This window comes from Streptomyces sp. NPDC052236 (genome assembly GCF_044548015.1).
Classification (GTDB): domain Bacteria; phylum Actinomycetota; class Actinomycetes; order Streptomycetales; family Streptomycetaceae; genus Streptomyces.
In genome coordinates this window covers 302,576-328,620 of the sequence record NZ_JBIUBL010000008.1, presented here as the reverse complement: position 1 = coordinate 328,620, position 26,045 = coordinate 302,576, and the positions used below count along the sequence as shown (strand labels likewise).

The 26,045-nt window shown below is 70.3% G+C and carries 18 protein-coding genes and 3 pseudogenes; 11 read left to right on the top strand and 10 right to left on the bottom strand.

Annotated elements, in window-relative coordinates:
- Positions 1-275: 275 nt before the first annotated feature.
- The gene (locus ACIHCQ_RS16775) at positions 276-479 is read left to right on the top strand and encodes a hypothetical protein (RefSeq protein ID WP_399662568.1); all 204 of its coding nucleotides are present in this window, start codon (positions 276-278) and stop codon (positions 477-479) included.
- Positions 480-543: 64 nt separating this feature from the next.
- Here ACIHCQ_RS16775 and ACIHCQ_RS16770 read toward each other — a convergent pair whose 3' ends face one another.
- Positions 544-1,419: an aminoglycoside phosphotransferase family protein gene (locus ACIHCQ_RS16770; protein ID WP_399662566.1), complete on the bottom strand. Its 876-nt coding sequence runs from the start codon at positions 1,417-1,419 to the stop codon at positions 544-546.
- A 297-nt stretch (positions 1,420-1,716) separates the two neighbouring features.
- Between ACIHCQ_RS16770 and ACIHCQ_RS16765 the strand changes: the two genes are divergently transcribed.
- The 3 genes from ACIHCQ_RS16765 (at position 1,717) to ACIHCQ_RS16755 (ending at position 5,124) form a co-directional block, all read left to right on the top strand.
- Complete coding sequence (locus ACIHCQ_RS16765) at positions 1,717-2,616, top strand: hypothetical protein (RefSeq protein ID WP_399662564.1); 900 nt, start codon at positions 1,717-1,719, stop codon at positions 2,614-2,616.
- Positions 2,613-4,436, top strand: coding sequence for a sacsin N-terminal ATP-binding-like domain-containing protein (locus ACIHCQ_RS16760; RefSeq protein ID WP_399662562.1), 1,824 nt, complete (start codon positions 2,613-2,615; stop codon positions 4,434-4,436). Before ACIHCQ_RS16765 ends, ACIHCQ_RS16760 begins: the two co-directional genes overlap by 4 nt.
- Positions 4,437-4,713: 277 nt before the next feature.
- Positions 4,714-5,124 carry a DUF6924 domain-containing protein gene (locus ACIHCQ_RS16755; protein WP_399662560.1) on the top strand — a complete coding sequence of 137 codons (411 nt, stop codon included), beginning with the start codon at positions 4,714-4,716 and terminating at the stop codon, positions 5,122-5,124.
- A gap of 10 nt (positions 5,125-5,134) precedes the next feature.
- Here the strand turns inward: ACIHCQ_RS16755 and ACIHCQ_RS16750 are convergent.
- A pseudogene (locus ACIHCQ_RS16750) lies at positions 5,135-5,543 on the bottom strand (IS630 family transposase); the annotation flags it as partial.
- 541 nt (positions 5,544-6,084) lie between these two features.
- Here ACIHCQ_RS16750 and ACIHCQ_RS16745 point away from each other — a divergent pair.
- Positions 6,085-7,500 carry an MFS transporter gene (locus ACIHCQ_RS16745; RefSeq protein WP_399662558.1) on the top strand — a complete coding sequence of 472 codons (1,416 nt, stop codon included), beginning with the start codon at positions 6,085-6,087 and terminating at the stop codon, positions 7,498-7,500.
- A 73-nt stretch (positions 7,501-7,573) separates the two neighbouring features.
- Here ACIHCQ_RS16745 and ACIHCQ_RS16740 read toward each other — a convergent pair.
- From ACIHCQ_RS16740 to lnt, 4 genes and pseudogenes are all read right to left on the bottom strand, one after another.
- A pseudogene (locus ACIHCQ_RS16740) lies at positions 7,574-9,495 on the bottom strand (helix-turn-helix domain-containing protein).
- 126 nt (positions 9,496-9,621) lie between these two features.
- Positions 9,622-10,488 carry a 3-hydroxybutyrate dehydrogenase gene (locus ACIHCQ_RS16735; RefSeq protein ID WP_399662556.1) on the bottom strand — a complete coding sequence of 289 codons (867 nt, stop codon included), beginning with the start codon at positions 10,486-10,488 and terminating at the stop codon, positions 9,622-9,624.
- A gap of 55 nt (positions 10,489-10,543) precedes the next feature.
- Entirely contained in the window at positions 10,544-11,023 is a 480-nt protein-coding gene (locus tag ACIHCQ_RS16730; RefSeq protein WP_399662554.1) for an NUDIX hydrolase, read from the bottom strand.
- A gap of 10 nt (positions 11,024-11,033) precedes the next feature.
- Positions 11,034-12,674 carry an apolipoprotein N-acyltransferase gene (gene lnt / locus ACIHCQ_RS16725; protein ID WP_399662552.1) on the bottom strand — a complete coding sequence of 547 codons (1,641 nt, stop codon included), beginning with the start codon at positions 12,672-12,674 and terminating at the stop codon, positions 11,034-11,036.
- A gap of 274 nt (positions 12,675-12,948) precedes the next feature.
- On the opposite strand from lnt, the gene ACIHCQ_RS16720 reads away from it, so the two are divergent.
- Entirely contained in the window at positions 12,949-14,040 is a 1,092-nt protein-coding gene (locus ACIHCQ_RS16720; protein ID WP_399662551.1) for an O-antigen ligase family protein, read from the top strand.
- A 260-nt stretch (positions 14,041-14,300) separates the two neighbouring features.
- On the opposite strand, the pseudogene ACIHCQ_RS16715 reads toward ACIHCQ_RS16720, so the two are convergent.
- Together ACIHCQ_RS16715 and ACIHCQ_RS16710 are read right to left on the bottom strand one after the other, a co-directional pair.
- Positions 14,301-14,828 (bottom strand): annotated as a pseudogene (locus ACIHCQ_RS16715) (hypothetical protein); the annotation flags it as partial.
- Between the two features lie 145 nt (positions 14,829-14,973).
- Positions 14,974-15,762 (bottom strand): glutamate racemase, encoded by a 789-nt coding sequence (locus ACIHCQ_RS16710; RefSeq protein WP_399662550.1) that lies wholly within the window; start codon positions 15,760-15,762, stop codon positions 14,974-14,976.
- A 57-nt stretch (positions 15,763-15,819) separates the two neighbouring features.
- Here ACIHCQ_RS16710 and ACIHCQ_RS16705 point away from each other — a divergent pair, with 57 nt between their 5' ends.
- The gene (locus ACIHCQ_RS16705) at positions 15,820-16,998 is read left to right on the top strand and encodes a glycosyltransferase (RefSeq protein WP_399662549.1); all 1,179 of its coding nucleotides are present in this window, start codon (positions 15,820-15,822) and stop codon (positions 16,996-16,998) included.
- A 68-nt stretch (positions 16,999-17,066) separates the two neighbouring features.
- Here ACIHCQ_RS16705 and ACIHCQ_RS16700 read toward each other — a convergent pair whose 3' ends face one another.
- Positions 17,067-18,344 carry a TerD family protein gene (locus ACIHCQ_RS16700; protein ID WP_399662547.1) on the bottom strand — a complete coding sequence of 426 codons (1,278 nt, stop codon included), beginning with the start codon at positions 18,342-18,344 and terminating at the stop codon, positions 17,067-17,069.
- Between the two features lie 251 nt (positions 18,345-18,595).
- On the opposite strand from ACIHCQ_RS16700, the gene ACIHCQ_RS16695 reads away from it, so the two are divergent.
- The 4 genes from ACIHCQ_RS16695 to ACIHCQ_RS16680 all read left to right on the top strand — a co-directional run bounded on the left by ACIHCQ_RS16695 (position 18,596) and on the right by ACIHCQ_RS16680 (position 23,525).
- On the top strand, positions 18,596-19,120 hold the full coding sequence (locus ACIHCQ_RS16695) for a DUF6643 family protein (RefSeq protein ID WP_399662545.1): 525 nt from the start codon (positions 18,596-18,598) through the stop codon (positions 19,118-19,120).
- A 37-nt stretch (positions 19,121-19,157) separates the two neighbouring features.
- Positions 19,158-20,021 carry an MOSC domain-containing protein gene (locus ACIHCQ_RS16690; RefSeq protein ID WP_399662543.1) on the top strand — a complete coding sequence of 288 codons (864 nt, stop codon included), beginning with the start codon at positions 19,158-19,160 and terminating at the stop codon, positions 20,019-20,021.
- A 101-nt stretch (positions 20,022-20,122) separates the two neighbouring features.
- Positions 20,123-20,728, top strand: a complete 606-nt coding sequence (locus ACIHCQ_RS16685) for a hypothetical protein (protein WP_399662541.1) — start codon at positions 20,123-20,125, stop codon at positions 20,726-20,728.
- Positions 20,729-21,104: 376 nt separating this feature from the next.
- Positions 21,105-23,525: a right-handed parallel beta-helix repeat-containing protein gene (locus tag ACIHCQ_RS16680; protein WP_399662539.1), complete on the top strand. Its 2,421-nt coding sequence runs from the start codon at positions 21,105-21,107 to the stop codon at positions 23,523-23,525.
- A gap of 25 nt (positions 23,526-23,550) precedes the next feature.
- Here the strand turns inward: ACIHCQ_RS16680 and ACIHCQ_RS16675 are convergent, their stop codons facing one another.
- Positions 23,551-25,962 (bottom strand): hypothetical protein, encoded by a 2,412-nt coding sequence (locus ACIHCQ_RS16675; protein WP_399662538.1) that lies wholly within the window; start codon positions 25,960-25,962, stop codon positions 23,551-23,553.
- Between the last annotated feature and the right edge of the window lie 83 nt (positions 25,963-26,045).

The window sequence follows — 26,045 nt, the reverse complement described above, 5'->3', positions numbered from 1 at the left end:
GCCCTTCTGGTAACGAGGTTACGCAAAGTGGCCGCGGGCGCCGACAGCACCATTACCCAAACGGCCTCTATCGAGATGCCGCACAGCACAGACCACCCGAAGAGACCAGCCATCTTGCCTGGAGAAGCACTCCGTCCTTCCCCTTCGCTGGTAGGGCGTCGTGCCATGTCCCATTGACATCTGCAGCAGTGCCGAGCCAGAGGAATCGACTGAATAGGCCCCGGCGACCACACACGGTCACCAACCCGGGTGGACCCTCGAAAAACGGGCGACCGTTGAATAGGCGAGCTCACCAGAAACGCGGCTCCGGCGGCGGCCGTCCGCCGAAGTTCGACAAGGCCGACCACCGCGAGCGCCACGCGGTCGAGTGCGGCATCAATCGCCTCAAAAGGCACCGCGCCGTGGCCACCCGCTACGAGAAACTCGCCGTGCGCCACGAAACGACCGTCCTCGTCGCGGCCATCAACGAGTGGCTGTGACAAGCACATTCGATCCATGTCCCTGTGCGGTACGGGTAGTGGTGGCGCGGCACGAGGCCCCAAGTCAGTCGATAAGCGGGTCCTCGAGCACGTGGACGAGAACCCGGCCCTGAAAGCCTTCGGGGTCGGGGCTGGACAGGCCGGCCGTGGTCGCCAGCGCTTTCCACAGCGCCCACCCGCGTGCGCGTCGCCAGGCGTCGTCGGGAAGGCCGACGGTCTCCCGGAAAATCTTCCGCTCGTCACCGACGAAGTAAGTCCAGGCCATGACGAGGTCGCAGGCGGGGTCACCGATGCCGCAGGTGCCGAAGTCGATGACCGCGGACAGCCTTTTGTTGGTGGTGAGCAGGTTGCCGACGGCGACGTCGCCATGGAACCACGTCGACGGGAACGGCCAGGCCGAGGTCAGCGCGCTCGCCCAGATGGCCTGGCAGGCAGCGACATCGACGACATCCTTGAGCTTGTCGAGGGCGTGCTCGACCTGGTCGCTGTAGACGCTGGGGTGGCAGCCTCGGAAGTAGGAATGACGGCCGCTGGCCGGTCCCTGCCGCGTGGGCACCTTTCGGAGGGCGGTCAGAAAGGTCCCGAGGTCGCGTGCCAGCTGAGTGCGGTCGACGGCCGTGGCGGCCTCAACAGTGTCTCCGGGCAGCCAGTGGCGTACCGACCACGGAAACGGATAGCCCGCCGCCGGGCGACCGGTTGCGACCGGGGCCGGAACAGGTATCTGCAGATGCTTGGCCAGGGTGGGCAGGCAGCGGTCTTCCTTTTCGATGCCGGCTACGTAGCCTTCGGCGCTGGGCAGGCGTACGGCCAGCCGGTCGCCGAGTCTGAAGGTCCGGTTGTCCCAGCCTTGGCGGGCCACGGACTGGACCGGGAGATCGCCCCACTCGGGGAACTGCTCGGAGACCAGTGCGCGTACGAGGTCGACGGTGATGTCAGTCACGGGCTCAGTCTGCGTGATCTTCTGGACGACGCCCACCACGCGTGGTGCCTGCAGTAAATCAAGCTGACAAACACGAATGGTAGCCCCGAGCAAACTCTGGACGGTATTACGCCGGAATGGCCCCCACGAACCAAGATCATTCCACGTCTGAGATCCACTTTCGACACACGCCCTGGTTCCTCGCCGAGGCGGAGGCGGGGCCGTGGCTACTGCGTGAAGAGGAGGGGTTATCGTCTGCACGTCACCCGCATATCTGGGCTGACCTGTGAAGATGTATGTGGGAGGGGCGAGTCGTCGATGGGCAAGAAGACCGAGGAACTCGAAGTGGAAGTTGACGAGTTGGCTCTGTCACTCGTCGGATGGCAGGTCGAGAACGTGCGGGCGCGGCTTGTCACGGACAGCTTCGACGACACGCACTTCCAGGAGATCGTCGTATCGGGCACGGCGCGGTTCCTGCGTGAGGACTGGTCCGACCGTTTCCAGCGGGGCGAGGACGACGACTACCCGCCCACCCTTCTGCTGGGGCTGAGCCCGGCGGACCGGCCCGAGTTGGTCAGCTACACGCACGCCCTGCTGGAGAGGATCAAGAAGGTCGGCAAGCGGCCGGTGCGGTTCTCCAAGTCCAGCAGCACCTGGGAGTGCTCGAAGCGCGTCAAGCCCGACAAGATCAAGCTCCAGGTCACCTCCTTCGACCTGGGCGAAACCGACCTTGATCTGATCTGGCCCTCGTCGAAGACGAAGCCGGTGCCCGTCGAGCTGATCGACGAGACGGTTCATGAGGCCGTGCGGCTCAAGCCCACCGCCTGTGACGCCACGATCGTCGGCAAGGGGCACGAGGGCTCGTTGCAGGTACGTCTCGGTGGGTTCGCCGAGTTCGGATCGGCCAGGGAGCTGCTGGCCGACTTCATCGCCATGGAGTCGTGGCGGGGCGACGACATCGAGGGCGAATACGACATCCAGGCCGAGTGCCCCTTCGAGGTCTCCATGCCCGGACTCGCCGTCGAGGTGCTGGATGGAACCGACTTCCTGCTCGACAAGCGCGAGGTGTCGCTGTACGGGAGGGTTCCCGTGGGGGAGGGCGCCGCGCTGCCGTCGCGTCAGCCGCGCTGGATCGCCCAGTGCTCGTTCGACCTGGACGACTTGTCCGGCGATCCGACCCGCGTCGTGGTGCGCATGCTGGACGCGGACGACCTGTGACCGGCCTGATGGCAGCCGTCGCCGCCCTGCAGGAGACCCTCGTACGCGAGCATGTGCAGGCACCGGGGCTCTTCCGCGAGATCTCGCGGATGGAGGAGCTGCTCGCCGACACCTACCGCGACCGGGTGCCGTACGAACTGCTCCAGAACTCCGACGACGCCGGCTCCACGTCCGTGGTGGTCGAGGACCTGGGGCAGGGCCGGTTCCGCTGGAGCAACGACGGCCGGCCCCTGGACGCGGCGGACGTGGAGGCGCTGTGCCGCAGCGCCAACTCCACCAAGTCGCGCGGCGGTGACTCGATCGGGTACCGGGGCATCGGCTTCAAATCACTCGCGGCGATCGCCTCCCGGATCGAAGTCCGCTCGGCGGACGTGCGTTTCGCGTTCGACAGGACGGCCGCCGCGGCGCTGCTCGGCGACCCGGACGAGAAGGCGGTGCCGCTGATCCGGATACCCACCGAGGTGCACACGGACGCGCCCGCCGACGGCGTGGCCTTCACCGTCATGTGCCGGCCCGACGCCACGGGAGCACCCGGCGTGCTCGACCCGCTCAGCGTGCTGTTTCTGCGGAACGTGACGCGGATCCGGACGTCAACCGCGACCGCACGTCAGGACATCCTCATCGAACGGGACACCTCGCGGGTCGTGCTGCGCCTGGGCGAGGACGAAGCGGCGTTCGGTCTGCTGCGGCACGGTGTGGCGACCGTGGCAGTGCCGCTCGACGCACGCGCTCTCGCCATGACCGGCGTACGCGGCCGTCTGGCATGCTTCCTGCCGCTCCAGGACGAAGTGGGCCTGCCCGTCATCATCTCAGGCGACATCCTCACCGATCCGTCCCGCACCCACGCGGTGACGGCGGACGAGTCGACCCGCCGGGTCCTCGCCGACGCCGCCCGGGCGATCGCGGAGCGGCTGCGCTCGCCCGGCGACCCCGCGTTCGAGCGACTGTGGCAGTTGGTCCTGGACGGCGAGGACCTGCGCAGCGTGATGGTCTCGACCACCGCATCCGCCGGCAAGCTGCTCGTGACGTCGCTGAGAGAGGAGATGACCGCTCGGCGGCCGTCGTTCGCCCACTCGCCACTCCCGCTGGAGCCGCAGGACGTGGCCGTCATCTTTCCCGGCGGCGCCCCTTCGGCGCTGTACGAGCCGCGCAGTCAGGCCGCCGCCCGGACGCTGAAGGCGGTACTGGGCCTGCGCAGCATCGACTTCGCCGCCGCCCTGGCCGAGACGGACCCCACCATGCTGTCCGACGCGCTGCGCTCGCGACTCAGTGAGTATTTCAAGGAACTCGCCCGCACACACGGCCGGAAGCTCACCGAGGCGGAGAGCAGGCTCGTGCACAAGACCGCCTCGCAGGAGGAGACGCCCGCCGTCCCGGACCCGGCCGAAGGAATCTGTGTGACGAAGGCGGCCCCTCGCTCTGACGGCTCCCTGGCGTCCGTACTGAAGCGATGGAGGGTGGCAGAGCTCGCGGCGAAGGAATACCTCAACCAGCTCGGTTGGACGCTGCGCGATGTCAGTGGACAGAACGTCGGCTATGACCTTGAGGGAACGGATCCGCAGGGCAAGCCCGTACGGATCGAGGTCAAGAAGGTGGACCGGCCCGATGCGCGGTTCGCCATGACCAACAACGAAATGTCTCTCATGCTGATGGAACCGGGCGGCTATCTGCTCGCCATCGTTGTCGGCGACGGCCGTCACGCCCAGCTGATGCTGCTCGACCCCTCGCGGGACGACCTCCCCAAGGAGCGCGTCTGCCGCCGCTGGGACTGGGAGTTCACCGACTGGTCACGGTTCGCCGAGACGATCGGCAGCGCGTGACGTCTTCGCGGCCGGAGACCGGGCAGCGGCCCGGACCACGCCCTCCTCGTTGCGGCTGGTGATCACCCTGCAGGTGACGTTCGGGTCGGTCTCACCGCCGCCTTCAGCTCGTTGAGGAAGTCGGAGCCGGTGCGCGGCGACCAGGAGCTCGACCCCAAGGTGCGGGAAGCAGTCATGCAGCGTGCTGCGGCGGCGCGCGGAATCACCGAAGACCACACGTCCACCTGGCTAGTGCCATGACGGGGGAGGTTCTCCGCGCCGGCAGTACTGTCTGCGCATGACTGAGCTGCCCTGTAGTTCGGATGCGCTGGTTGTACGTACCGACTTCTCCCGTGACGCCGCGTGGGAAGCTCTGAGGGTGGCGCTGTCCTTGCCGAGCGACGACGGCTTCATGGCCTGTGTCGAACTCGTCGACGACCGTCAGTTCGCAGGGGTGACTGCTGAGGAGGCGCTCGGTCTGCTTCCGGTTGGGTATCGGCCTCCGCTCCTGATCCTGGCGGATGCGATGGCCCTGGCCTCAAAGGAGCTGCCACTGCTCGTCCTGGATCTGTGGGAAGAACACGGGCGTTGCATCCGTGTCGTGGCAAGGGAGCTGTGGGGTATCGAAAACAACCTGTCGATCTCGAACATGGACTTCAAGGACTTCGCCGCGGCCGTCGATGAGGACGGGGTGTTCCGAGGCTTCTGACCTTCGGCCGTCACTCCGCTTCGGCGAGGGGGCGTCCGCCCCGCCGATGCCCTTCTCACTGCGGATGCGCGTGCGTTCGCGGCGTTGGGCGGCGAGGACGACGGGATAGCGGACATTGACGTGGCACCGGTGCAGCTACGTGTGCAGGGCCCTGGTCTGCACCGAGTGGTTCGAGTGGTTTGAGTGGTTTGAGTTGGCGATGGTGAACTGCCGCAGTGGCCCGAAGTAGGCCTCGATCAGGTTGGCCCAGGACGCGTCGGTCGGAGTGAAGCACAGCTCGACCGGCGCTTCTTTACCCAGGCGCGGATCTTCTGGCCCCGGTAAGCGGACAGCCAGATCACGTAGATGGGGCCGTCCGGGCAGGCAGCGCGGATCGACTTCAGTGGGGCCAGTGTATTGACGGCAGCCGGCGGCCGGCGCCGCGAGCGGGCGGACGGGCGTCTGGTCCGGCATTCCTTGCCGAGCCGGTTGGTGAGTCGTCGGCACCGGTCCTCACCGACGACCTGGCAGTGCTCGACATGCTGACCGGGGCAGCACTGCGCACCTCGCTGCTCACCCCTCGCCAGAATCCATTCGCCCAGCCGACCAAGATCCGGGCCATTCACGGGCCAACGTCCCATGGACAGCCGCCACGGTGCACCCAAGTTCGGCTCGGCCCAGCGCCTGGTGTGCAAGTACCCGATCCATGCCGAATGTCGAGGTTCAACGCTGCGTAGTCAGCACCAAACCAGCACGGGAGTCAGCACCGGGCCCCCAAACCATGCCGAACAGCGCAACTCAGACAGGCGTCTGTTGGCCTTCCCTGCGCCCCTCAGAGCAACGTCGACGCGCCTCGCATGTTGGCCCCGCGCACACCGGGCCCAAGAACTATGGTGTCCCGCCACATGGGCCGCTGACCTGCGCGTTTCTACGGTGTGGCAACACGGAAACGTCCCCGCCAACTGTCCGGAAGTGGTGTTCATGGCCGCCCCCGCATCCGCTCCCCCAGCGCCCAGTTCCCTCAAGCGCATCGTCGCCGCGAGCCTCGTCGGGACCACTATCGAGTGGTACGACTTCTTTCTGTACGGATCGGCCGCCGCGCTGGTCTTCAACAAGCTGTTCTTTCCCGGCTCCGATCCGCTCGTCGGAACTCTGCTCTCCTTCCTCACCTACGCCGTCGGGTTCGCCGCACGACCGCTCGGGGCGCTCGTCTTCGGGCATTACGGCGACCGCCTCGGCCGTAAAAAGCTCCTGGTGCTCAGTCTGCTGCTGATGGGCGGGGCGACCTTTGCCATCGGGTTGCTGCCGACGCATGCCACCATCGGCAGCGCCGCGCCCGTGCTGCTCACGGTGTTGCGGCTGGTGCAGGGGTTCGCCCTCGGTGGTGAGTGGGGCGGAGCCGTCCTGCTGGTGTCGGAGCACGGCGATGCCGAACGGCGCGGGTTCTGGGCGTCCTGGCCGCAGACCGGCGCGCCCGCCGGGCAGTTGCTCGCGACGGGGGTGCTCTCCGCGCTCACCGCTCTGATGTCGGACGGCGCGTTCATCTCCTGGGGCTGGCGTATACCGTTCCTCCTCTCCGGGGTGCTGGTGTTCATAGGCTTGTGGATTCGTCTCTCTGTCGATGAATCGCCAGTCTTCAAAGCCGCGCTGGCGCAGGCCGCGGAGCGCAAGGCGGCGGGGCGGGAGGAGAAGCTGCCGCTCGTCACCGTGGTCCGCCATCACTGGCGTGAGGTGCTGGTGGCCATGGGCGCGCGGATGGCCGAGAACATCAGCTACTACGTCATCACCGCCTTCATCCTCGTGTACGCGACGACCGCCGTTCAGCTGAGCAGGCAGACCGCGCTCAATGCCGTACTCATCGCCTCCGCCGTGCACTTCGTGGTGATCCCCGCATGGGGCGCACTCTCGGACCGGATCGGGCGCAGGCCGGTGTATCTCATCGGTGCCATCGGTGTCGGCGCCTGGATGTTCCCCTTCTTCGCACTCATCGACTCCGGGAGCTTCGGCAGTCTGCTGCTCGCCGTCACGGTGGGACTCGTCCTGCACGGGGCTATGTACGCCCCGCAGGCCGCCTTCTTCTCCGAGATGTTCTCGACGCGCGTGCGCTACTCCGGGGCCTCCATCGGCGCACAGTTCTCCTCGGTCGCGGCCGGGGCGCCCGCGCCGTTGATCGCGACCGCACTGCTCGCCGACTACGGCTCATCGACACCGATCGCCCTGTACGTCATCGCCGCGGCGCTGCTCACCGTCGTAGCCGTCGGCTGCGCGAAGGAGACACGTCACCGGGATCTGACGGCCGTCGAGGAGGAGGGGGGAGAGCCGGTGGTGCACCCGCCCGTGGTCAGCCCCACTCGGCCGACGGACGCGCCGGCGGACGCGCGGACCGGAACTGCCTGAGGCTGCGACAGCAGGGTCGCACTCGTCGACACCGCACCGCGCGGGCCCGGCCGGGTCTGCGCGGCGCCCGCGTTCAGTGCGCGACGGCCGTGGACATCGCATGCAGACGCAGCGCCAACTGGATCTCCAGCGATCTGGCCGGTGACTGCCAGTCAGAGCCGAGCAACCGGCCTATTCGCTCCAGCCGCTGGGCCACGGTGTTCACATGGACGTGCAGGTCGTCCTTCGTACGGGCCGGGCTCATCCCGCTCGCGAAGTACGCGTCGAGCGTGTGGACCAGGTCGGTGCCGCGGCGACGGTCGTAGTCAATGACCTCGCCCATCGTGCGCCGGACGAAACCGTCGATGTCGCCGGGATCGGCGAGCAGCAGGCCGAGGAACCCCAAGTCCGGTGGAGCGGCGCCCTGACCGGAGCGGCCCAGCAGACGCAGGGCGTCCAGGCAGCGCCGCGCCTGCGCGTACGCGTCCGCTATCGGGCTCGGGTCGCCGACAGGGGCGGGGACCGGCAGGGACGCGCCGACGGTGACCAACTCCCGCAGCGTGCCGCCCAGTTGTCTCGCGGTCTGGCGGGCTAGGTCTGCCGCGCTGTCGTCGGGGCCCAGTGGCAGCAGCAGTACGGCACCGCCGTCACGGGCCGCGGCCAGGCCCGAGTGAGTCGCGGCCAGGTGTGAAGCGGCGGACCACAGGCGCTGCCGGTCCGCGATCCGGCGGTCCGCCGTCTCCTGTCGGCCTGTCTCCCGGTCGGTGGCGTTGGCGGCGTTGGTGGCATTGGTGGCGGGGCCGTCGATCCGGGCCGCCAGCACCACATGCGGGGCGTCGAGGTCCGCCCGCAACCGCGCCGCCCGTTCGCGCAGCAGCCGGGGGTCCCGGTCGGGCGCGTCCAGGAGATCATCGAGCAGTTCTCCCCGTACGCGCTGTTCGGCGTCGTGGGCGGAGCGACGGGCGAGCAGCAGCAGTGAGGTGACCATGGCGGCGCGCTCCAGGGTGCGCTGGTCGACGGGGTCGAGGTCGGGATGGCCGCGCAGCACCAGAGCCCCCAGCAGCTCGCCACCAGCCGACACGGCTGCCACCCACTCGCCTCCGTGCCGTATCGCGCGGCCGTCCGCGCCTGCCGCCTCAAGATCGGTGTCCGTGAACTCGACTCTTCCTTCGAGGACTTCGGAGAGCGCGGCGGCCACATCATGGACACCGCCGCCGCGCAGCACCACCTCGGTCAGCCGGTCGTGGACCTCCGCGGCCCGTTCGATGACGCCGCTGTGGTCCCGGATGATCTCATTGGCCCGCTCCAGCTCGGCGAGCGCCGAGCGGGTCTCCGCCAGCAGGTTCGCGGTGTCGATCGCGACGGCGGCGTGGGCGGCGAAGGAGCCGAGCAGCGCGACCTGTTCGCGTTCGAAGACTCTGACGCGGCGGTCGGCGGCGAAGAGCACGCCGATGACCTGGCTGCCGAGCAGCAGCGGCACTCCGAGGATGGCCACCAGGCCCTCGTCCTTCACGGCCGTGTCGATCGTCCTGGTGTGCTCGAAGCGGGCATCGTCGAAATAGCTGTCGGTGACATACGGACGGGCAGTCTGGGCGACAAGGCCGCCGAGCCCCTCGCCCATGCCCAGCCGCAGCTGCTGGAAGCGCGCTGATACCGAGCCCTCGGTGACCCGCATATAGGTGTCGCCCGCGGCCGGGTCATGAGGCTCAAATAGGCGACCTCCGAGCCCAGCAGCGAGCGGGCGCGCTGCACTATCGCCCGCAGGACGGCGTCCAGATCGCGCAGACCCGCCAGGTCGTGCGCGGTCTCGAAGAGCGCGGACAGTTCGGCCTCGCGCCGGCGCCGGCCCTCCAGCTCGGCGCGCACCCGCAGTGCGAGCTGCTTGGCGTGCTCCAGCGAGGTGAGCGTCTCGGGTCCGGCGCCGCTCGCGCGGGCGAGCAGCACCGGCCGGTCGTACGCCTCCGAGGCGGCGCCGTGTGCGAGGAGCTCCAGGTAGGAGGCTTGATCGAGGGACATGGACACAGGATTCCTGCCGTACGGGTGCTCGCGCCAGCCCTGTGGACGACGCAGCCGTTGTGGACAACTGCGTCACTCCTGAGGGCCTGGTGGTCGGGCCGTCCAGACCTAGTGGGCTGTCCTGACCTAGTGGGCCGTCCAGCCGCCGTCGAGGGCGAGTGAGGTGCCGGTGATGAAGGATGCCTGCGGCGTGCACAGATACAGCACCGCTTCGGCGACCTCCTCGGGCTCGATGAGCCGCTTGATCGCGGAGTCCTTCAGCAGCACTTCGGCGAGTACCCGGTCCTCGGCAACGGAGTGGGCCTCCGCCTGATCGGCGAGCTGCCTCTCCAACAGTGGCGTACGCACATAGCCGGGGTTCACGCAGACTGATGTCACCCCATGCGGAGCGCCCTCAAGGGCCGCGGTTTTGGAGAGCCCCTCAAGACCGTGTTTGGCGGACACATACGCGGACTTGAAAGCAGAGGCGCGCAGCCCATGCACGGAGGAGATATTGACGATCCGCCCCCAACCCTGCGCGTACATGTGCGGCAGCGCGCCTCTGATCAGCCGGAACGGCGCTTCCAGCATCACGGTGAGCACGGTGTGGAAGACGTCCGGCGGAAACTCCTCGATGGGCCGGACCAGTTGCAGCCCCGCGTTGTTGACCAGGATGTCCGCCCCCGCCGCCACCGCCTCCGCCGCGTCGAGATCCGTGAGATCCAGGACCTCCGGTTCGACGGCCCCGGCCAGCCCCAGTCCGGCCGAGTGCGCGGCAAGCGCGTCGAGTCCCTCGCCGTCCCGGTCCACGGCCCTGACCTTCGCTCCGGCAGCCGCGAGCCGCACCGCGCAGGCGCGGCCGATGCCGCCGGCCGCGCCCGTGACCAACGCGGTACGGCCGCCGAGATCGAGAGCGACGGGAGAGGGGCGCGGCCGGGGCAAGGGAGAGGGCCGGGGGATGGGACGGGAGACGGAACGGGGGGCGGAACCTGGTGTGGTGGTGGCGGCGGTCATGCCTCGCACCCTAGGCAGGGATCACTCGCCACCCGATATGGTCACCACCCATACTTCACAGCTCAGGGGTGGGTTCGAACCATGCTGGTTCCTCGTTCAGCGCCTGCTTGATCCGGAACAGCGCGAATTCCTCGAGCTCCGGCAGCGCGTCCAGGGCGAACCACCCCACCTCGAGCGACTCGTCGTCGTTGACCCGCGCCTCGCCGCCCACCGCCCGGCAGCGGAAGGCGATGTCCATGTACTGGCAATTGTCGCCGTTGGGGTAGATGACCGGCCGCAGCGCCTGGACGAGTACGACCCGCTCGGCCACACAGTGGACCGCGGTCTCCTCGTACACCTCGCGCACGGCCGTCACGGCCGGCTGCTCCCCCGGCTCCGGAATCCCGCCGACGATCGACCAGCCGCCGGTATCCGCCCGCCTCGCCAGCAGCACTCGCTCCTCGTCGTCGAAGACGACCGCGCTGACGCCCGGCAGAAGAAGCAGCTGATGGCCCGCACTGGCCCGGAGCTCGCGAATGAAGTCAGGAGTTGCCATGACCTCGACCCTAACCGCCCTCGGGCGCGGCGCCCCGCTCCTCCTGCCGCTGCGGCTCCTCGCGCCGCTGCCCCCGAGCCCGTACGGCCTGGGCGGCGACCCAGCCCGCACCGCCGGCGGCGAGCAGCACCAGGATCCCTTCCGGCCAGCTCCCCAGCCGGGTCGCCGGAGTGAGCGACGAGCGCAGCGGGACCTCCGCGACCAGGGCGTCCGGGGTGAACATCTTCGTCTTCTGGACGATCTTCCCGTCCGGCATGATCACCGCGCTGACCCCGCTGGTCACCGGGACGACGACGGAACGCCCGTGCTCCACGGCCCGCACCCGCGACATCGCCAGCTGCTGATACGTCATCTCGCTGCGCCCGAAGGTGGCGTTGTTGCTGGGTACGGAGATGAGCTGGGCGCCGTTCGTGACGGTGTCCCGCACCGCCCCGTCGAACGCCGCCTCGAAGCAGGTGACCAGCCCGACCTTGGTCCCCGCCAGATCGAAGACGCCCACCTTGTCCCCCGGCCCGAAGTCGCGGCTCACCCGGTCCACGTCCGAGTTGAAGAGCCGTACGACGGGCCGCATCGGGATGTACTCACCGAACGGCTGGACATGCCGCTTGTCGTAGGTCTCGACGGGGCCGCGCACGGGATCCCACTTGATCAGGGTGTTGCGGAGCGTGCCTGTCTCGGGGGTCACGACCGCGCCGACCACGGTCGGCACACCTATGGCCTTCACCGCCTGGTCGATGACCAGGCGGGCATCGGCATTGCGGTACGGGTCGAGGTCCGAGGAGTTCTCCGGCCACAGGACGAAGTCCGGCCGGGCCACCTTGCCCGCCTTCACATCCGCGGCAAGTTCCTCGGTGCGGCGGGCGTGGTTGTCGAGGACCGCGCGCCTCTGGGAGTTGAAGTCGAGCCCGAGGCGCGGCACGTTGCCCTGGATCGCGGCGACGTTGGCGGTGCCGTCCTCGGCGGAGGCGTCGACGAGCGGCAGCGCGGCGAGGGCCCCGGTGACCGGCAGGAGCAGCGTGAGCAGCGCGGCGGCAAGGGGGCCGCGTGGCAGCTCGCCGGTACGCCGGTACGCGCGGGCCCTGCGGACGGTCTCGTACAGGCCGAAACCGCACAGGACGACCGCGAAACTGAGCAGCGGTGTCCCGCCGACCGCCGCGAGCGGCAGGAAGACGCCGTCCGCCTGCCCGAAGGCGATCTTGCCCCAGGGGAAGCCGCCGAAGGGGGCACGCGCGCGTGCCGCCTCGCCCACGATCCAGACGGCCGCGCCCCACAGCGGCCATACCGGGAGCCTGGAGAGGGCCGCGATCCCCATGCAGGCGAATGCGATGAAGACGGACTCCAGCGCGACCAGCGCCACCCATGGCACCGGGCCGACCTCCTCGCCGGTCCACATGAGGAGGGGCAGCAGAAACCCGAGTCCGGCGAGGTAGCCGAGGCCGAACGCGGGCTTCAGGCGGCGTCCGTACAGCGTCCAGCCGAGCAGGGCGAAGGCCGGCAGCGCCAGCCACCACAGGGGGCGTGGCGGGAAGCTCGCGAAGAGCAGCACCCCGGACAGCACGGCAACACCGGGCCGCAGCAGCCGTCGCTGCAGCGGTCGGCCGGCGGAGGCGGCGGGCTGGGGGGTGTCGACGGTGGTGATGGTGGCGCTCACCTGCCGGAGTCTACGGCGGCGAGCTGTGCCACGGCAGTCCGGTCCCGTGTGCGGTCCGCAGCCCGCCCGAAAGTCGGGTCCGCATCAAGTCCACGTCGGGTCCGCATCGGTCCGCACCGGTCCGCATCGACTGCCGTAACGTTCCTGCGCATTCCATCCACAAACCCCTGTCACTGCCGTTAGCGTGTGCGCCAGTCCCTGCTACCCGACTCTGTGATCTGTGTGATCTGTTCGGCTGTCGGCGGGGCCCGTCACAGGTCGGGGGGGCGACGGGATGGCTGCACCGGACGGCCGGTCCACCGCGCGGGAGCGCGGCAGCGCGACCGATGTCGCCGGCGTTGTCATCCTCAGTGGCTGCGCCGTGTGGTCGCTGATCAGCGCGGTGGGCCGTGAGGCACGGCCCGAGGGTGCGCTGCTCGCCGTGTTCGCCGTCGCCGCGGGCTACGCCTGCGGCCGTATCTGCGGCACCCTCCTGCCGGTCGCCGCCGCGTCGGCCACCGCACTCGCCGCACTCGCTCTGGCCATCGCCTCACGCCAGGGAGTGCCGGGCGCGGCGGTCGGCTCGCCCATCCAGCCAGGCCACACAGCGGCTGCCGCCGCGCTGCTGGTCCTCTCCGCGGGCGCGGCCTGCTGCGCGGCTGCCGCCGCCCGTTCGGTAGCCCTGGCGCTCGGACTGCGGATGCTCGCTCTCGCAGTCGCCTGTACCGCGCTGGCGCTGGGTTCCGGCCCCGCCTTCGCGGCTGCCATCGGCATACTGCTCTGCTCGCTCGCGGCGGTCCGGATGCGTCAGCGTGGGGTAGCGCTCACCGGTCTCGCCCTCGCGACCGGGCTGGTGGTCGCCACGTCGTGGGGTGTGGCCGAGAACGCTCTCCCGGACGGGCTGACGGTCTCCCTGGAGGGTCAGCTGACGCAGAACCGGGTGGCGCTGTGGCAGGACGCGGTCGCTCTCGCCAGGGAGGATCCGGTACGGGGCGTGGGCCCCCACCGTTTCGGCGTGCTGAGCACCACCGCACAGCAGTCGGCCGGCTCCGACGGAAAGCCGCATTCCGCCCCCTTCCAGCAGGCGGCCGAACAGGGCGTGGTGGGCGTGACGCTGCTGGGCGCGGCGTTCGGCTGGATCTTGTACGGATTGTGGCGCTCGCCCCGCTCCACGCCCGTGGTGCTCAGCGCGGGAGCCGCGCTCACCGCGCTGGCGGTCCTGGCGGGCATCGGCAACTCACTCAGCTTTGCCCCGGTGACGGCGGGGACGGGGCTGCTCGCGGGGCTCGCGACGGCTCGTGTCGCGAGCGACAGCTCCACGGCTCGCGGTACGCACATCGCCCGGCCGACGGACGAGGCGAAGGCGGACAACCGGACGACGCTCTGACTTCGAGAACGCCAGCGGGTCCCGGGCCCTCAGGCTTTGAAGGTCTTGCCGGTCGCCGTCTCCGTGCCGGTCGTCCCGGTCGTCCCGGTCGTGCCGGTCGTGCCAGCCTTGCCGGTCGTGCCAGCCTTGCCGGTCGTGCCGGTCGTGCCAGCCTTGCCGGCCGTGCCAGCCTTGCCGGCCGTGCCCGTCTTGCCGGCCGTGCCCGTCTTGCCGGTCGTGCCCGTCTTGCTGATCTTGACGGGTCTGCCGATCCCCGCGCGCCGGAGCCGTTCGCGGATGACTCGTACCGCGTCTTCCGCCTCGTCCACGGTGACGGTGAAGATCCGGCCGTCGCCCAGCGTGACGACGACGCCCTCACCACGGCGTACCACCACGGCGGTGCCCTTCTCGGGCCGCCAGCGGTAGCCCCAGCCGCCCCACTGCCTCGGGGTGACCTTCGGAGCGAACTCCGCGCCCACCACATGGGCCAGCGGGATCCGCCGACGCGGCAGGCCGATATGGCCGCAGCGCACCTCGACCGCATCGCTGTCCACCTTTACCGCCACATGGACGAATGCGAGGGTCCCGTAGAGGATCAGCAGCCCCGCCGCCACACACCCGATCACGGACATCAGCAGGGGGACGATGCCGGAGGTCCAGTTGGAGTCGACGGCCAGCTCGATGCCGAGCGCCATGCAGCCCGCGCCCGCTGCGGCAAGCAGCCACTGCGCACGGTTGGTCGCACGGCCGGTCCAGACGGCGGGCGGGGGTTCTTGGGGATGGTCCTCGGCACGGGATGGGTCCCTCATGGCTAGCAGCGTACCCAGATTCCCGACGCGCGCCTGTGGCTCGGCAGAAGGATCAGATACGGAGCGTCAGTGGCGACCAGCGGTACGGAGCCGCGCGCCGAGGGCCTACGGGAGCGGTCCAGAGCCGTACGAAGCGGACCGGAGGCTATCGGCGGGCGGGGCTTACGGCCTGGAGCAGGCGGCCTTCGGCGTAGGCGAGGGCGTGGTCGGGCAGCGCGGATTCGCGCCCGCTGAGCACTACCGTGAGAAGTGAGCTCGGCGGCGCGTCGGGCGTGGGCAGCTCGCCGAGACGACGCAGCGCCTGGGCGGCGACCGCTCCGGCCGATCCGTGCAGGACCACCGGCGGCAGGCCGCGGGGCTGTACCGCTGCCCGGATGCGTTCCGCGACCAGCTCGTAATGGGTGCAGCCCAGGACGACGGCCCTTACATCGCGGGGCGTGAGGGCAGCCGCTACGGCCACCGCCCGGTCGATGGCGTCCTCGTCCGCCTGCTGCACAGCGTCCGCGAGTCCGGGGCAGGGCACCTCAGTGACGGCGACCGAGCCGGCGAAGTCCCGGATGAGGCCACGCTGATACGCGCTGCCGGTGGTGGCGGGCGTGGCCCAGATGGCGACGGGTCCGCCGCCGGCCGAGGCAGGCTTGATCGCGGGGACGGTGCCGATGACCGGGATCCCCGGCTCCAGCTCCGTACGGACGGTGGCGAGCGCGTGCACTGAGGCGGTGTTGCAGGCAATGATCAGCGCGTCGGGGCCGTGCGCGGCGGCGGCGCGGGCCACGGCGAGGGCGCGCACGGTGAGATCGTCCGGTGTACGGGGGCCCCAGGGCATGCCGTCGGGGTCGGAGGAGAGGACGAGATCCGCGTCCGGCCGCAGCCTGCGCACGGCGGCGGCAGCGGCGAGAAGGCCGAATCCGGAGTCCATGAGCGCGATCTTCACTCGGTCACCATAGTCGACCGCCCTCGCGACCCCGCGTCATGGGGCAGACTGCGGCGAATGAGCGCCCTTGCCTGGATCTCCGTGGCCTCGCTGACCGCATGGGGATGGCTGCTGCTCGGGCAGGGCTTCTTCTGGCGTACGGATCAGCGGCTGCCCCGGCGTCAAACCCCTGACCAGTGGCCGGATGTCGCCATTGTCGTGCCCGCCAGGGACGAGGCGGAGGTGCTGCCGGTCAGCCTGCCGTCACTGCTGGCGCAGGACTACCCCGGTCGTGCGGAGATCGTTCTCGTTGACGACGGCAGTACGGACGGCACCGGGGAACTGGCCCGCGCACTGGCCGAGCACCACGGCGGTCTGCCACTGCGGGTGGTCTCCCCCGGCGAACCGGAGCCCGGCTGGACGGGAAAGCTGTGGGCGCTGCGGCACGGCATCACGCTCGCGCGGGCGCAGGGGCGAGAGCCGGAGTATCTGCTGCTCACCGATGCCGACATCGCGCACCGCCCGGAGAGCCTGCGCGAGCTGGTGGCCGCGGCCCGTACGAACGGTCTTGACCTCGTCTCGCTGATGGCGCGGCTGCGGGTCGCGACCGGGTGGGAACGGCTTGTGGTGCCCGCCTTCGTCTACTTCTTCTCGCAGCTCTATCCCTTCCGCCGGGTCAACCGACCGGGGGCGCGGACGGCTGCCGCGGCGGGCGGCTGTGTGCTGCTGCGTACGGATGCGGCCGAGCGGGCGGGTGTACCGGCGTCGATCCGGCAGGCGGTGATCGACGATGTGTCGCTGGCACGCGCGGTCCAGAACTCCGGCGGCCGGATCTGGCTGGGGCTGGCCGACGAGGTAGACAGTGTGCGCGCCTATCCAAAGCTCGCGCATCTGTGGCGGATGGTGTCGCGCAGCGCGTACGCGCAACTGCTGCACAGCCCTCTGCTGCTGGCGGGCACGGTGGTGGGGCTCGCGCTGGTGTATCTCGTGCCGCCCGTCGCGCTGTGCGTCGGTGTGCTGACGCGGGACGCGGTCGCCGCCTGGGCCGGAGGTCTGGCGTGGGCGGTGATGACAGGGACGTATCTGCCGATGCTGCGCTACTACCGGCAGCCGCCGGCGCTCGCGGCTCTGCTGCCGTTCACCGCGCTGCTCTATCTCCTAATGACCGTCGACTCGGCGGTGCTCCACCACCGGGGTCGCGGCGCGGCATGGAAGGGGCGCACATACGTCCGTCCAGAGGCCGCGCCGGACCGGTGACGCCCTCATCGCGGGCGGCGTCGCCCGCCGGTGGCGTCACTTGCCGTTGGCTTCATTTGCCGTTGGCCTCATTTGCGGCCGGGTGTCCAGTTCATGCCCCAGCCGTAGGTGTAGTCGATGGTGCGCTGCGGGCTCACGCCGCGTTCGGGGACCAGGAAGCGGGCCTCGCGCTGGACGACGAGGTCGGAGCCGGTGTTGGTGATCAGCGCGAGCGCGCAGACGGTCGACGGTACGGTGCACTCGCCGAGCGAGAAGTCGATGGCGGCGCCGTGCTGCGGCTGGAGTGTGACGGTCGCGTCCAGGTCGGCGAAGCTCCGTGCGCCTTCGTAGATGGTCACGAAGATGACGACCCGGCGGAGCATGTCCTTGTGGTCGAGGTTGATGGTGAGGTTCTCGCCGGATGTGCCGCCGGTGCGGTCGTCGCCGTCGAGATGAATGAACGGCGGCTGGTGGAGCGCGCCATAGGCGTTGCCGAGCGCCTGAACGACACCCTTGCGGCCGTCGGTGAGTTCGTAGAGAGCGCACAGGTCGAGGTCGAGGTCGCCATGCATGGCGATGGCGCGGCCGAGCTTGGCGCCCCAGCCCTTGAACTGCTTGCGCACCTGCCAGCTGAGGTTGACCCGCATGGCACCGGAGGTGCCGCCCTGTTTGGTGAGGGAGACGGAAGGCGTGTCCTTCGTCAGGGTGACCTTGGTGAGGCGTACGGGAGCGGAAGCAGGCGCGGCGGGCGCGGGCGCGGACGGCGGCGAGGCGGGCCGCGATACGGGCGCCGAGGGCGTCACCGGAGCCGCGACGGGCACCTCGGCAGGCCCCGCCTGCTGCGTTTCGTCGACCGTGATGCCGAAGTCCGTCGCGAGACCCTGAAGGCCGGAGGAGTAGCCCTGCCCCACCGCCCGGAACTTCCACGCACCCTGTCGCCGGTAGAGCTCGCCGAGCACGAAGGCCGTTTCGACGGTCGCGTCCTCGCTGTCGTACCGGGCGATCTCGGCGCCGGACGCCGCGTCAAGAACTCTGATGTACAGCCCGGGAACCTGTCCGAAGCTGCCGCTGTCGGCGGAAGCCGCCAGTACGATCCGCTCGATCTCGGGCTCCACGCGCGCGAGGTCGACCGCGACTTCGTCGGTCACGCTGCCCGCCGCGGTCCGCTTTCCCTCGTGGCGTACGGCCCCGGATCCATGCGTCGGCTGGTTGTAGAAGACAAAGTCCGCGTCGGAACGGACCTTCGCGGAAGCGAGCAGGAGTGCCGAGGCGTCGACATCAGGCACTCCCGGCCCTGAGCGCCACCCCAATTCGACGCGTACCTGCTGCGCCGACACCGGACTATTGGATCCTTTTAGCATGGACATGCTCGCCCCCATCGCGAGTCGGCGTGTTCGGAACATTCACCGTGCCGCCAAACCTATGCCCGAAGAGCCTTCCTCTGTGCCGACCGGTCGGTAACCCTCGCTCAGCTCGCCCTTTACACGATCCGCACGTCGCCGGGCGACCGTTTTCCCCAGATTCGCTCGTATTAGGGACACGCAGTCACTCACATCTGCCGAAACAACCCTCTTATCGGGCTCCCCAACCAGCACATCGTGGGCTTAACTTATGTGCCATGACCTCCCCCCGCGCCACCTACGGCGGCGGTTACTATTCCGCACCGTCGTTCCCCGACACCCCCATCTACGACTCCCTGGTCGCGGAGCGGGGCACACCTCAGATCGCCCCGATCCGGGTGCCTGCCGCGTATGACACCGGCAGCAGTTACAACAGCTACCTACCCGCGCTTCCTTCGGCGCTGCCCGCCCTTCCGCCGGGCCCTTCGCAGTCCGCTCCCGCCTACGGCTATCCGCAGCAGATGCAGCAGCCGGTACCGCTGCAGCAGGCGCCCGCGCCGTACCTCCCTCAGCAGGCTCCCGTACCGCCCCGCGGCTATCCGGGCCCGCAGGGCCAGGTTCAGGGCCAGGGTCTGGGTCCGGGTCAGCCTCAGCAGCAGCGGCCTCAGCCTCAGCGCCCTCAGCAGCCGCGTCCGGCGGGCACCGGCTACGAGGCGATGCGCCCCGCGGCGGCTCGTCCGGCACCGGCGCCCGCTTCTTATGACGACCCGTACAACCGCCCGTACCAGAGCCGGGGATATTGAGACGCCGGATGTCAGTGGGGGCTGGCAGGATTGGGGCATGCCGAACCCACTGGTTCATTCCATCCACGTCCACCCGGTCAAATCAGTGGCGGGGTGCGCACCGGGCGAGGCGGCCGTGGAGCCATGGGGACTTGCCGGGGACCGCAGGTGGACACTGATCGACCCGTCGGCGAAGGTGGTCACTCAGCGCCAGCGGCCACGCCTGGCACTGGCCGCCGCAGAGTCGCTGCCCGGCGGGGCAATCCGGCTGAGCGCGCCCGGGACCGAGCCGCTGACGGTGGCCGTCCCCGAGCCCGTGTCCACCACGGCCGTGGACGTCTTCGGGGACAAGGTTGAAGCGGTGCCCGTCGGGGGGCCGGTGGACGCCTGGTTCAGCGACTACCTCGGCACAGAGGTGCGGCTCGTCCATCTCGACGATCCGGCGCGCCGGCGTCCGGTTGCTCCTGAGTACGCCCTCCCGGGAGAGACCGTCAATTTCAGTGACTCCTCTCCGCTGCTCGTCGTCACACTCGCCTCGTTCAACGCACTGAACTCCCTCATCGCTCAGGGCGATCACGCCGACGAGGGCCCGCTGCTCATGAACCGGTTCCGGCCGAATATCGTCGTGGACGGCACCGCCCCCTGGGCCGAGGACGGCTGGAAGCGAATAGCGATTGGCGAGGTCGCCTTCCGGGTGACCAAGCCGTGCGGCCGGTGTGTCATCGTCACCACCGACCAGCGCACCGCTGAGCGCGGCAAGGAGCCGCTGCATACGCTCGCCCGCCACCATCGTTTCGGCAACCGGCTGGTGTTCGGGCAGTGCCTCGTGCCGGAGCGCCGGACCGGGTCCACCGGGTCCACCGGGTCTCCAGCCGCCATCGGTACCGTCCGCGTCGGTGACGCCGTGACTGTCCTCGCGTAACGCCCTGGCAGGACCGGTCCGGCCAGTTCGGCTCGTCTCACGGGAACCTGACACGCGGACAGACGCGTTGAAGGAGTGGGGCCGAAGGGGGGTGAGGGCGAGTGCGAGCAGCTACCGGAACCTGGCGCTGGCGGCACAATCCCCTGTGCCGTGCCACCGATCTCCTGGAAGCGTGGGTGGCGCTTGTCGCCGCGCTGCTGCTCCTGGCCGCCGCTCCGGCGGTGGGCTGGGTCACCGGGACCTTGACGGACGAGGCGCTGCGGCAGTCGATACGTGTCCAGCGCCAGCAGCGTCATCCGGTCACCGCGACGGTGGTCAGACCGGCGCCGGCGCCGAAACCCTCCCCGTACGACTCCGAGTCCGCCGGAGGCGGCAAGCGCAGGGCGGTCGTCGCCAAGTGGACCGCGGTGGACGGCAGCAGGCACACCGGCACGATCACTACCGTGGGGCGGGCCATGCCCGCGGGCGACACTTTCACCCTCTGGACCGACCGCGCGGGCCGGATCGTCAATCGCCCCATGGATGCGGCGACCGTTCGGGTGCATGCCGTGCTGGCGGGGATCGGGGCGTCGCTCACCACCGCGGGGCTTGTCGAAGGCACCAGGCGACTGCTCGTATGGCGGCTGATACGTAACAGATACGCGCGCCTGGACCGGGCCTGGGCCGCGGCGGGCCCGGACTGGGGGCGTACGGGCGCGGGAAACTGACCCGTACCGGCCGCCGGTCACATCGGGCGGGGGCGTACAGGACCCGGGCCGGTCCCGGCCGGGTCTGTCCATGGTCCGGGCTCTGGGTCTGACGTCCGGGCATCCAGGCATCCAGGCATCCGGGCATCCGGGTATCCGGGCATCCGGGCATCCGGGGGTCGGGGGCCGGCGGCTGAGGTCCGCCCCCGGCCCCGCCCGGTCTCGGTCAGTCCGGGTCCGGGTCCGGGTCCGGGTCCGCCCGGTCTCGCCCCGGTCCCGTCCCGTCAACTGCCGCCGCTCGCGCGCGCTACGGTTGTGCGACCCCCTCGGGGGTAAGGGGGCGTCCCTTTACGAGACGCGGCGGCGCAGAATCACGAGGTGGGGGCAGAGCAGCACGATGGCACAGGGCACGGTCGTCCAGGTGACGCACACCGGCACATCGCGGTGGCGGCGCCGCACAGGCGAGTACTTCACCCTCGCCGCAGCCCTGGAGGCCGCGGGCGACGGCGACATCCTCACCGTCGCCCCGGGCACGTACCGCGAGAACCTCATCGTCCAGCACGCGATCATCCTGCGCGGCTCGGAGGCCGCGGTCGGCTCGGTGCGGATCGCGCCCGCCGACGGGGTGGCGATCACCGTGCGCGCCTCCGCCACCATCCAGGATCTCCAGGTGGAGGGGCAGGACACCACTGCCCCCGCGCTCCTGGTCGAGGAGGGCACTCCCGAGCTGATCGATCTGCGGATAGTCACCCGCTCCGCCGCCGGGCTCGAGGTGCGCGGCGCGGCCCGCCCCACCGTCCGCCGCTGCACCGTCGACAACCCCGCAGGCGTCGGCATCGGCGTGCTGGACGGCGCGGGCGGGCTGTTCGAGGAGTGTGAGGTCGTCGCGGCCGGCCAGTCGGGCATCTCCGTGCGCGGCGGCGGGCATCCGCGGCTGGAGCGCTGCCGGGTGCACCACGCCTCGGGCGCGGGCCTGAGCGTCACCGGCGAGGGCAGCGGCCTTGAGGCCATCGGCTGCGAGGTGTACGAGATCAAGGGCACCGGCGTCCTGATCGCCTCGCGCGCCTCGGCGCATCTGACCGACTCCATCGTGCACCGCACCTCCGCCGACGGCATCACCCTCGACACCGACGCCGCACTCACCCTCTCCGACTGCGATATCTACGAGATCCCCGAGAACGCGATCGATCTGCGCTCCCGCTCCGTGCTGACGCTGACCCGGTCCACGGTGCGCCGCTTCGGCCGCAACGGCCTGTCCGTCTGGGACCCGGGCACGCGCGTGGACGCCAACCAGTGCGAGATCCACGACAGTACGGGCGACTATCCGGCCGTCTGGGTCAGTGATGGAGCGACCGTCGTCCTCGACTCCTGCCGGGTCCACGACGTACCGGACGCGATCTTCGTTCTCGACCGCGGCTCGCGCGCCGATGTCGTCGACAGCGATCTGTCCCAGATCCGCAATACCGCGGTGTCGGTGAGCGACGGCGCGACCGCGCAGCTCGACGACTGCCGGATACGGGAGGCCTCCACCGGCGCCTGGTTCCGCGACCACGGCAGCGGCGGCACGCTCAACGGCTGCACCATCGACGCGGCGCAGACCGGCGTGATTGTCACCAAGGGCGCCGATCCGCTGATCGAGCGCTGCACGGTCGTCTCGCCCGCCGAGGCCGGTTTCTATGTGTCGGCGGAGGGGCGTGGCACGTTCCGCGGCTGCCGGGTCACGGGCAGCGGCGGCTACGGCTTCCATGTGATGGAGGGCTGTCGTACGACGCTGAGCCGCTGCCGCACCGAGCGGAGCGCGCGCGGGGGCTACGAGATCCCGGAGAACGACGGTCCGCTCATGGAGGACTGTACGAGCGACGAGAGCGGCGTCCGGCCCGGGGAGGATCAGACCACGACCGCGCCGACGGTGCTCACCGCGACCCAGTCCTCCCCCGGGCTGCTCTCGGCGGTCCCCGATCAGCGTGCGGCGGAGGCGGCGGCGCCCGCTCCCGCCGCGGAGCCCGTACGTTCCTCCGGCGCCGTCCTGGGCGAACTGGACGCGCTGGTCGGCCTGGACAGCGTCAAGCGCGAGGTCCGTACGCTCACGAACATGATCGAGGTGGGCAGGCGCCGCCAGGCGGCGGGCCTCAAGGCCGCATCCGCCCGCCGCCACCTGGTCTTCACCGGCTCCCCCGGCACCGGCAAGACGACCGTGGCCCGGCTGTACGGCGAGATCCTGGCCTCCCTCGGCGTGCTGGAGCGCGGTCATCTCGTCGAGGTCTCCCGGGTGGACCTGGTGGGCGAGCACATCGGCTCCACCGCGATCCGCACCCAGGAGGCGTTCGACCGGGCGCGCGGCGGAGTGCTCTTCATCGATGAGGCGTACGCGCTCTCCCCCGAGGACTCCGGGCGGGACTTCGGCAAGGAGGCCATCGACACGCTGGTGAAGCTGATGGAGGACCACCGGGACGCGGTCGTGGTGATCGTCGCCGGGTACACCTCGGAGATGGAGCGGTTCCTCGCGGTCAACCCGGGCGTCGCCTCGCGCTTCTCGCGCACCATCACCTTCAGCGACTATGTGCCTGAGGAGCTGCTGCGGATCGTGGAGCAGCAGGCCGAGGACCACGAGTACCGGCTCGGCACAGGCACGGGCGAGGCGCTGGTGAAGTACTTCACCGCGCTGCCGAAGGGGCCCGCGTTCGGCAATGGCCGTACCGCGCGCCAGACGTTCGAGTCGATGGTGGAGCGGCACGCGGGCCGGGTCGCCGAGCTCACGGAGATGGACACCGACGACCTGACCCTGCTCTACCCGGAGGACCTGCCGGAACTGCCCTGAAGCGCAACTCAAGCGCCCCCGGCCGCTACCCCACAGCGCCCTCCGTCCGCTGCTGCTGATGGGGAAGGGGTGCCGGGGCGATCTGGTCGAGCAGGTCGAGCAGGTCCCGGCGTTCGATGGCGAACGCCGGGTCGGCCTGGTACTCGGAGTGGCCCAGTATCGGTTCGGGCAGCGGATTGCGGTCCGAACGCCCGTACGCCACCGGGTCCTTGAGTGCCTCCCGGTCCACCCGGGGCTCCTCGCCCTCCGCGGCGACCCGCACCGGCCCGCCGATCGGGTCGGTGCGCCGCCACAGATTGCGCCAGCAGTGCACATCGCCGCGGAACTCGCGCAGGGCGGCGGGTCCGAAGTAGGCGGGGAACCAGCGGCCGTACAGCCGCTCCAGCGGGCTTCCGTACGTCAGCAGAGCCACCCGGCGGCGGGTGGCCGCGGGCAGCTGCCAGACGGCGGCCGCGGCCAGCACGCTGCCCTGCGAGTGACCGGAGATGACGAGCCGTCCGCTGGTGCTCCGGGTCCAGGCGTACATCCGCCAGGTCAGGTCTGGAACGGCGCGCTCCGCATAGCAGGGCGGTGCGAAAGGGTGCGCGGCACGCGGCCAGAAGGTGCCGACGTCCCAGAGGATGCCGATGGTGCGCCGGGCCGAGGCGTCGCGGTAGGCGCGGCGGCCCCAGGTGACAAACAGTATGAAGCCGAAGCCGATCAGCCAGGAGCCCATCGCCTGCGCCGCGTCCGCCGCGGACTCGACGAAGCGCGGGCTGCCGCTGAACGCCTCGCCCGGCACCTCACCGCTCGCCCACGCACCGGCGACCGCGCCCGCGCCGAGCAGCAGCGTCGCGCCGGCGACGATGCCGATGAGCCGGGGGGCCACGTCGGTGAGGGCGGCGCGGGCCCACGTGCCCGCGATGCGCTTGCTACGGGCGGAATCCGGGCGCCGCACCTCGTAGTCGGCCTCGATCCGGCCCGCGAGCCGACGGCTGGACCGCCAGGTGTTCACGGCCAGACCAAGGCCCGGGACGAGCACGACGATCAGCAGCACCGGGATGACCGAGGCCTGCCAGCTGAGCAGCACCGGCGGCCCCGCGATGGTGCCTTCCCCGTCCATGCCCGGGGTGCCCGGACCGTCCAGCCAGTCCGCGACGCGCTGGGCGAGGCCGCCGCTCATCACTCCGCCCAGGGCGCAGGCGACCATCGCGACGGCGGGCCCGCCCAGTCCGGACAGTGCGGCGCGCGTGTGGCACGCGCGACGCTGGAGGACGTACGCGGCGACAGCGAGGGCGCTGACCAGCGCGCCCTGGGTGAGGGCGATGACGCGGAAGGTGACATCGCCGGGGAGGTGGGCGCCGGAGGCCCAGCCGGGGCGGGACCAGGCCGCGTACAGCACCGACACGGCGAGCAGCGCCAGGGCGGCGCCGGGCAGACAACGGACGGCGAGGCGATCGAGCCGGGCGTCCAGCAGCGTCTCGCTGCGGCCACGGCGCAGGACCACCCAGAGGACGGCCGCCGCGCCCAGGACGAGTGTCGACTCCAGGACCCTGCCGCAGATCTCCAGCAGTGTGCTGGACGCGCCGCGGTCGTGGCGGGCGGCGGCCCCGCCGACCGCGGCGGCGACGGTCAGGAACCCGGCGGCGGTGTGGGCGGCACGCAGCCGGGCGACGAGCCGGCGGCCGTACCAGAACCCCGGCCTGCCGAGGGCGGACCGCACGGTCTGCTGCTGCTGTTTCTTCTCCTCGTCGTCCTCCGCTCCGATGTCGCCGATGCCGCCGTTCTCGCCGTTCTCGCCGTTGTAGTCGTCCGTCCCGTACTCGCCGGTCGGTGGCCGCTGGGATTCGTACGCGCTCCAGGTGCGGTTGGAGAGGTACCAGAGCAAACCGACCACCGCTGTGGGCGCTGCCGAGGCCAGCGCCAGCCGCCTGCCCGGCTGTGACCACCAGCCGCCCTGATCGCTCGACAGGAAGCCGAGCCACGATCTGCCCCGGCTGCATTCGGGCGAGCCCGCGCACTGCCATGCCACCAGATCCAGCGCGACCTCGCAGGCGGCGGCCGTGAGCAGCACGGTGAGGCTGAGCGCGACGAGCCGCACCAGCACTCCGTACAGGCGGGTGGTGCCACTGAGGCCCTTTGCCTTGGGCCGCATCCAGTGCGCGAGGTTGACGACCATGAAGGGAACCAGCAGCAGCCACAGAGCCCGCGCGCCATTGCCCGAGGTGAGGTTGGACCAGCAGTACGCCTCCGGGATCGGCCGGTCCCGGTATCGCTCGGGGTGGAGTTCTGCCTCCGCGTCGTCCGTACGCCGGTAGATGGCGGCCTTCTCGTCGCCGGTGATCCGTACCGTACGGGGGTCGCGGAGCATCTCCTGCGGGGTGGCCCCGCCGACGCCGTGGACCAATAACTCCAGGGCAGGTTGTCCGCTCCGCGGGACCGGTGTGTCAAGGGACACTTCTGTTGCTCGCTCTCTCAATGGGAAGATTGATCAGCGCGTGGTCGCGCGGCGGTTCATAACCAGAGTCCCGGATCGTGGCA

What these genes read in the sequence shown, in the direction of transcription:
- ACIHCQ_RS16690 (WP_399662543.1), top strand. Translation starts at nt 19,158, where the DNA reads ATGCCGAACCCACTGGTTCATTCCATCCACGTCCACCCGGTCAAATCA.
- ACIHCQ_RS16695 (WP_399662545.1), top strand. Translation starts at nt 18,596, where the DNA reads ATGACCTCCCCCCGCGCCACCTACGGCGGCGGTTACTATTCCGCACCG.
- ACIHCQ_RS16730 (WP_399662554.1), bottom strand. Translation starts at nt 11,023, where the DNA reads ATGGCAACTCCTGACTTCATTCGCGAGCTCCGGGCCAGTGCGGGCCAT.
- ACIHCQ_RS16735 (WP_399662556.1), bottom strand. Translation starts at nt 10,488, where the DNA reads ATGACCGCCGCCACCACCACACCAGGTTCCGCCCCCCGTTCCGTCTCC.
- ACIHCQ_RS16755 (WP_399662560.1), top strand. Translation starts at nt 4,714, where the DNA reads ATGACTGAGCTGCCCTGTAGTTCGGATGCGCTGGTTGTACGTACCGAC.
- ACIHCQ_RS16705 (WP_399662549.1), top strand. Translation starts at nt 15,820, where the DNA reads ATGAGCGCCCTTGCCTGGATCTCCGTGGCCTCGCTGACCGCATGGGGA.
- ACIHCQ_RS16700 (WP_399662547.1), bottom strand. Translation starts at nt 18,344, where the DNA reads ATGTCCATGCTAAAAGGATCCAATAGTCCGGTGTCGGCGCAGCAGGTA.
- ACIHCQ_RS16745 (WP_399662558.1), top strand. Translation starts at nt 6,085, where the DNA reads ATGGCCGCCCCCGCATCCGCTCCCCCAGCGCCCAGTTCCCTCAAGCGC.
- ACIHCQ_RS16720 (WP_399662551.1), top strand. Translation starts at nt 12,949, where the DNA reads ATGGCTGCACCGGACGGCCGGTCCACCGCGCGGGAGCGCGGCAGCGCG.
- ACIHCQ_RS16680 (WP_399662539.1), top strand. Translation starts at nt 21,105, where the DNA reads ATGGCACAGGGCACGGTCGTCCAGGTGACGCACACCGGCACATCGCGG.
- ACIHCQ_RS16765 (WP_399662564.1), top strand. Translation starts at nt 1,717, where the DNA reads ATGGGCAAGAAGACCGAGGAACTCGAAGTGGAAGTTGACGAGTTGGCT.